The sequence below is a fragment of the Actinomadura keratinilytica genome (assembly GCF_039539665.1).
In the GTDB taxonomy this organism is placed as follows: Bacteria; Actinomycetota; Actinomycetes; order Streptosporangiales; family Streptosporangiaceae; genus Spirillospora; species Spirillospora keratinilytica.
In genome coordinates this window covers 1-5,875 of sequence record NZ_BAABDO010000203.1, presented here as the reverse complement: position 1 = coordinate 5,875, position 5,875 = coordinate 1, and the positions used below count along the sequence as shown (strand labels likewise).

Sequence of the window (5,875 nt, the reverse complement as noted above, 5' to 3'; positions counted from 1 at the left end):
CCGCGCCGGGCCCGGGCCGGGCGGGGCCGCGCCGCCCGCGCCGTCCGCTCGCCGCGGGCGACGCGGGCCGCCTCGGGCGACCGGACGGCCGCGGCCGGTCGTTTCCGCCGCCCTCCGAGAACGCGACCGTGGCGGCGAAAACTCCCGGAAAACCGGTCTAAGTGGTTCAATTTAGTATGATTCGGACGAAAGCGGTCATGCCTGGTTAAGGTGGCCGTCAAAAGGCGTCATGAAAGTGGACATCCCCGTGCGCCCCGTGTTGCGGTGGAAGTGCGGCCTCACAATCCGAGAGGTCACGCTCAGTGAACCCGGTGATCGCCTGCGGGTGGCGGCGCCGCCCGCCTGCGGGCGCGCCGGCACCCCGGCCGGAGGAGGAACGCATGACGGCACCGTCATTCCAGCCGCCGCCGCTGACTTTCCCGCCGCCCACCACGACGGCCTCCGTCAAGCCGTGGCAGCAGCAGTTGCGGGACCGCGGCTGGCACATCGCCGTCGACGGCGTCTGCGGACCGGAGAGCAAGCGCCTGTGCGCCAACTTCCAGATGGAGCACCGCTTGGACCAGGACGGCATCGTCGGCCCGAAGACCTGGAAGGCCACCTGGGAGGCCCCCGGTACCGAGCCGCCGGAGCCGCCCGGCCGCACATTGGAGAAGGGCGACATGAACAACGCCCACGTCCGCAGGTGGCAGCGGCAGGTGAACAACCGCGGCTGGCCGCAGCTGGACGTCGACGGCGACTTCGGCCCGCAGACCGAGTCGATCTGCAAGGAGCTGCAGGAGTTCAAGGGCCTGCCGAAGACCGGCAAGATCGACCGCCACACCTGGGAGGAGGCCTGGCTGGAGAAGGCACCCGTGGCGGCGCCCATGTGAGCGCACGTCCGAGGACCGGGCCGGCGTCGGTGCAGAGGCGCCGGCCCCCGTCTGTGCGCGGCGCGGTCCGCGCGTCCGGCCGGACGGTCCGCGCATCCGGCGGAGCCGCGGGGGAGCGGTGGCGCGACGAGCCCTGTGGTGCACCGGTGCAGGCATGGGACCTGCGACCCGGTAGCGTACCGTTCTCGACATGGTGACGCGGGAGACGACGGGGCGGGGGACGCGGCGCGACCCCGATCGTCGGCGTGCCCTGCTCGAAGCCGCCGACCGGGTCATCCAGCGGGAGGGCCCCGAGGCGTCCATGGCCGCGATCGCGGCCGAGGCGGGGATCAGCAAGCCGATCCTGTACCGGCACTTCGGCGACAAGAGCGGCCTGTACCGGGCGCTGGCCGAACGGCACACGCTCAAGCTGATCGAGGGCATCCGGGAGGAGTTCTCCCGGTCCGACTCGGTGCGCGCCCGCACCCGCTCCACCATCGACACCTACCTGGCGGTCATCTCCAAGAACCTGGCGCTGTACCGGTTCCTCATGCACCGCGCCAGCGCCGAGGACCCGTCCACGCACAGCGCGATGAGCACGATGATCCGCGAGGTGAGCCGGGAGCTGGCCGAGGTCATGATCGCCGAGGGGCGGCTGCCGGACCGCACCCGCGCCTACGTGTGGGGGCACGCGGTCGTCGGGATGGTGCAGACCGCGGGGGACTGGTGGCTGGACCACGCCGACGAGGTGCCGCGCGAGGCGGTGGTCGACGGGCTGGTGGACCTGATCCTCGGCGGGCTGCCCGCCGCCGCAGGATACGACCTTGCCCAGGAGGGTTCGCACGACGATGGCTGACGAGGCTGAGGTGAGCGTTGACTGAACGGACGGTGTCCGAGGCGCCCGCGACCGGCGGGAGCGGGCCGCGGGACGAGCCGCGGGTCGAGGTGGACCGGCGACCCTGGGGAAGCTTCGAGCGCTTCACCCACAACGAACCGACCACGGTGAAGGTGATCCACGTGGCGCCGGGCCAGCGGCTCAGCCTGCAGCGGCACCGGCACCGCGACGAGCTGTGGGTCGCGCTCGACCCGGGCGCGGTGTTCGAGGTGGACGGGAGGCGCACGCTGCCGGAGGTGGGCGAGCGCGTGTTCATCCGGGCGGGGCAGACGCACCGGCTCGGCTCGTCCGGCCCGGCGGTGCGCGTGCTGGAGATCGCGTTCGGGCACTTCGACGAGGACGACATCGAACGCCTCGAGGACGCCTACGGCCGCGCCTGAGCGGCGTCCGCCGGCGCTCCTCAGCGCTCCTTCACCAGGTGCGCGTAGACGATGACGTTGTCGCGGTAGGACCGCTCCTTGCGGTCGTAGGCGCCCCCGCAGGTCACCAGGCGCAGCCCGGCGTACCGCACGTTGCCGTACACGCGGTCGCCGGGGAACCGCTTCTTCGGCACCTGCTCCTTGGCGTCCACGCGGAACGTCAGCCTGCGCCCGTCCCGCCGTGTCACCCGCACGACCGAGCCCGGCTTGAGCTCGCGCAGCCGGTAGAACACGGCGGGACCGCGCTTGTCGTCGTAGTGGCCCAGCAGCACGGCCGGCCCCCGGCTGCCGGGGGCCGGGCCGTGCCGGTACCAGCCGGCGCGGTCGGAGTGCTCGAACGGCGGCACCTCCACCATGCCGTTGGGCTTCTGGCCGACGGGCGTCACCCGCGCGCGCACCCCGATGGCGGGGATCTCGAGCCGGACCGGCGGCGACGACGGCACCGCCGTCCCGTCGGGGATCTTCCAGAGCACGCGCGGGCCGCCCTGGTCGCGGTAGGGCGCGGACGCCGAGACGTTGCTGCGCACCCCGTTTCCGACCGCCACCGCGCCCGCGACCGCCAGCACGGCGGCGACGGCGTATCCGCCGCGGTCACGCCCGCCCACGGGCCCGGGAACGCATCAGCGCCGTCCCGCCCATCCCGGCGGCCGCGACGAGCAGCACCGCTCCGGCCGGCAGCCACGGGACGCCGGCGTCCTGGCCGCCGCCGCCTCCGGTCTCGGCCCAGCCGCGCGGCCGGCGGATCTTCTCGCCGCCGGGGCCGGGTGCGGGACCGGGGCCGCCGACCGGGCCGCCGCCCGGACCCCCGCCGGGGCCTCCGCCGGGGCCTCCGCCGGGGCCTCCGCCGGGACCTCCGCCGGGGCCGCCCCCGGGGTTGATCCACAGCTTCTCGTGCATGTACTTGCCGCGCTCATCGAACTTGCCGCGGTCGTCGAACTTGCCGCCCCAGCCGTCGTGGCCGAAGCCGTCGCCGTGGCCCCCGTCGCCGTCGTCCGGACCGTGGCCGTACCCGTGCGGCCCCGGGCCGTCCGGTCCGCCGGGCCCGTCCGGGCCGGGTTCGTCGTCCTTCGGGTTGTGCTTGAGGCCCTGCTTGCGGATCTCGACCCGGCCGGCGTGGGACGTCTTGGACGTCGCGCACTTGGCCTGGAGCGTGTGCCGGCCCGGATCGGCCTCGACCACCAGGGCCTTGATCTCGAACCAGCCGTCCCGCACCGCGCCGGTGCCGCGGGCCGCGCCGGTCACCCGGACGTGGTCGTCGGCGTTGCCGCAGCTGCCGGCCACGGTGACGCGCTGGCCGGGACGGGCGACCGCCGGCTCGATCGCCAGGCCGTCGGCGTTGGCGGCCGGTGCGGCCGAGATGGTCGGGACGGTTCCGCAGAGCATGGCGCCCAGCGCCAGAGTCGTGCGGACGGCGGTTGTCGCGCGCACCCTTCCCTCCAAGAAGTCCGTGAGATTGGATACGCACCGTGCTTCCCCGGATACGCTGCGGCACGTTTCATATGGAGGAGGTATGGGCGGATCTTTGCCGGTGCTTGCGCGTGCCGCCGCCCCGGCCGCCGGCGCATCCCTCCCGCACGCGCGACGGCCCGGCCGCCGTGCGGCGGCCGGGCCGTCGGATCCGGATGCCCGGGGGCGGGCCGGGGATCAGTGGCTGGCGCTCAGGTCGAGCTCCTTGACCTTGGGGTCGCCCTCGTCGGCGAAGTAGTCGGCCGCGCGCGTGGCGTCGTCGCCGTCGGCCAGCTTGGCCGCCCGGCACACCAGCGTGCCGACCACGGCCACCACCAGGTTGACCGCCAGGGCCACCACGCCCACGTAGATCGTCATCTTGGTGTCCAGGCCGAAGTCGCTCAGCTTGAAGGCCGAGCCGCCGAAGTGCTCCTTGCCCTTGGCCGGGTTGGGGATCTGGTACAGCATCCACAGCCCGGCGGCCAGGCCCGCCGCCCAGCCGGCGATCAGGCCGCCGCGGTGGAACCAGCGGGTGAACAGGCCGAGGCCCACCGCGGGCAGCGTCTGCAGGATGATCACACCGCCGATCAGCTGCAGGTCGATGGAGAACTCGGGGTCCAGCAGCAGGATGCAGGCCACCGCGCCGACCTTGACGATCAGCGAGACCAGCTTGCTGACCGCGGCCTCCTGCTTGTCGGTGGCGTCCGGCCGCAGGTACTCCTTGTAGATGTTGCGGGTGAACAGGTTGGCCGCGGCGATCGACATGATCGCGGCGGGCACCAGCGCGCCGATGCCGACGGCGGCGAACGCGATGCCGGTGAACCAGCTGGGGAACATGTTGTCGAACAGCACCGGCACCACGGTGTTGGTGTCGGCCTTGCCGTCGGCGGTGATCGGCTTGACCCCGGCGGCGATGGCCATGAAGCCCAGCAGCGCGATCAGGCCGAGCACGAAGCTGTAGGCGGGCAGCGCCGACATGTTCCGCTTGATGGTGTCGCGGTTGCGGGCGGCCAGGATGCCGGTGATGCTGTGCGGGTACAGGAACAGCGCCAGCGCCGAGCCCAGCGCCAGCATGGCGTAGTTGAGCTGGTTGGTGCCGTCCAGCAGGATGCCGTCGCTGGGCGCCGGGGACGCGGCGAACTTGGCCTGCGCCGAGTCGAAGATGTGGCCCCAGCCGCCGAGCTTGGCCGGGATGTACAGCACCGCGACGATGATCACCAGGTAGATCAGCACGTCCTTGACGAACGCGATCAGCGCGGGCGCGCGCAGGCCGGACTGGTAGGTGTAGGCGGCCAGGATGCCGAACGCGATGATGATCGGCAGGTGGCCCTCGACCCCCATCGCCTTCAGCACCGCCTCGATGCCCACCAGCTGCAGCGCGATGTACGGCATGGTCGCCACGATCCCGGTGATCGCGACGGCCAGCGCCAGGGTGGGGGAGCCGAACCGGGCCCGGACGAAGTCGGCCGGGGTGACGAAGCCGTGCACGTGCGACACCGACCACAGCCGGATCAGCATCAGGAACACCAGCGGGTAGACCACGACGGTGTAGGGCACGGCGTAGAACCCGGCGGCTCCCGCGCCGAACACCAGGGCGGGCACCGCCACGAAGGTGTAGGCGGTGTACAGGTCGCCACCGACCAGGAACCAGGTGATCCAGCCGCCGAAGCTGCGGCCGCCCAGGCCCCACTCGTCCAGGCTGTCCATGGTCTGCGGCCGCCGCCACCGCGCGGCGACGAAGCCCATCCCGCTGACCAGCAGGAACAGCGCGGCGAAAATGATCAGTTCGGTGAGGTGATCGGTCGACATCGGATCAGTCCCTCCGGCGCGTCATGCGGTAGACGACCGTGGTGCAGGCCACGCCGAGCAGGATGAAGGCCATCTGCAGCCAGTAGAAGACGGGGAAACCCAGCAGGCGGGGCTCGTCGTGGTTGAACAGGAAGGTCAGCAGCGGCACCACGATCGCGGGGAGCAGCAGCCAGTTCCACGGGCTGCGATCGGTTCCGCGCTCGGGCGGATGGGACTGCGCGGGCAAGGCGGCCTCCTCGGTGAAAGGGGGGTCGCCACGCCCGTCTCACATTTTGAGACGAGCGTGGCGCCAGGGGCGGTGCCGGAGCCTACCCCCGTCTCGGTCACAAGCCGATCTCGGCGACGGCACGAGTGTATGGAGCGATCCACAAGGGAAATCCCATGTCAGCAGGCCGGTCCGCGCTCGCGCCGGCCGCGGTGCCGCCCGCGGCCGCGAGCGGCGGGCCCGGCCGCGGCTG

7 protein-coding genes are annotated in these 5,875 nt (G+C 72.5%); 3 read left to right on the top strand and 4 right to left on the bottom strand.

What is annotated here, in order from left to right; all coding sequences use genetic code 11:
* Positions 1-380: 380 nt before the first annotated feature.
* The 3 genes from ABD879_RS31680 (at position 381) to ABD879_RS31670 (ending at position 2,123) form a co-directional block, all read left to right on the top strand.
* A complete protein-coding gene (locus tag ABD879_RS31680) occupies positions 381-869 on the top strand; it encodes a peptidoglycan-binding domain-containing protein (protein ID WP_345025451.1) in 489 nt (162 codons plus the stop codon).
* 190 nt (positions 870-1,059) lie between these two features.
* A complete protein-coding gene (locus ABD879_RS31675; RefSeq protein WP_285494796.1) occupies positions 1,060-1,704 on the top strand; it encodes a TetR family transcriptional regulator in 645 nt (214 codons plus the stop codon).
* A 17-nt stretch (positions 1,705-1,721) separates the two neighbouring features.
* On the top strand, positions 1,722-2,123 hold the full coding sequence (locus tag ABD879_RS31670; protein WP_345025450.1) for a phosphomannose isomerase type II C-terminal cupin domain: 402 nt from the start codon (positions 1,722-1,724) through the stop codon (positions 2,121-2,123).
* Between the two features lie 20 nt (positions 2,124-2,143).
* On the opposite strand, the gene ABD879_RS31665 is transcribed toward ABD879_RS31670, so the two are convergent.
* The 4 genes from ABD879_RS31665 to ABD879_RS31650 all read right to left on the bottom strand — a co-directional run bounded on the left by ABD879_RS31665 (position 2,144) and on the right by ABD879_RS31650 (position 5,643).
* Positions 2,144-2,767, bottom strand: a complete 624-nt coding sequence (locus ABD879_RS31665) for a class F sortase (protein WP_345025449.1) — start codon at positions 2,765-2,767, stop codon at positions 2,144-2,146.
* Positions 2,754-3,590: a hypothetical protein gene (locus ABD879_RS31660; protein ID WP_345025447.1), complete on the bottom strand. Its 837-nt coding sequence runs from the start codon at positions 3,588-3,590 to the stop codon at positions 2,754-2,756. The genes ABD879_RS31665 and ABD879_RS31660 overlap by 14 nt, the downstream gene beginning before the upstream one ends.
* Positions 3,591-3,806: 216 nt before the next feature.
* A complete protein-coding gene (gene mctP / locus ABD879_RS31655) occupies positions 3,807-5,417 on the bottom strand; it encodes a monocarboxylate uptake permease MctP (RefSeq protein ID WP_345025445.1) in 1,611 nt (536 codons plus the stop codon).
* 4 nt (positions 5,418-5,421) lie between these two features.
* Entirely contained in the window at positions 5,422-5,643 is a 222-nt protein-coding gene (locus tag ABD879_RS31650) for a DUF3311 domain-containing protein (protein WP_345025444.1), read from the bottom strand.
* Positions 5,644-5,875: the final 232 nt, after the last annotated feature.

Bases quoted from the DNA above. Each gene is read 5' to 3' on its own strand.
- ABD879_RS31680 (WP_345025451.1), top strand. From the start codon at position 381: ATGACGGCACCGTCATTCCAGCCGCCGCCGCTGACTTTCCCGCCGCCC.
- ABD879_RS31675 (WP_285494796.1), top strand. From the start codon at position 1,060: ATGGTGACGCGGGAGACGACGGGGCGGGGGACGCGGCGCGACCCCGAT.
- mctP (WP_345025445.1), bottom strand. From the start codon at position 5,417: ATGTCGACCGATCACCTCACCGAACTGATCATTTTCGCCGCGCTGTTC.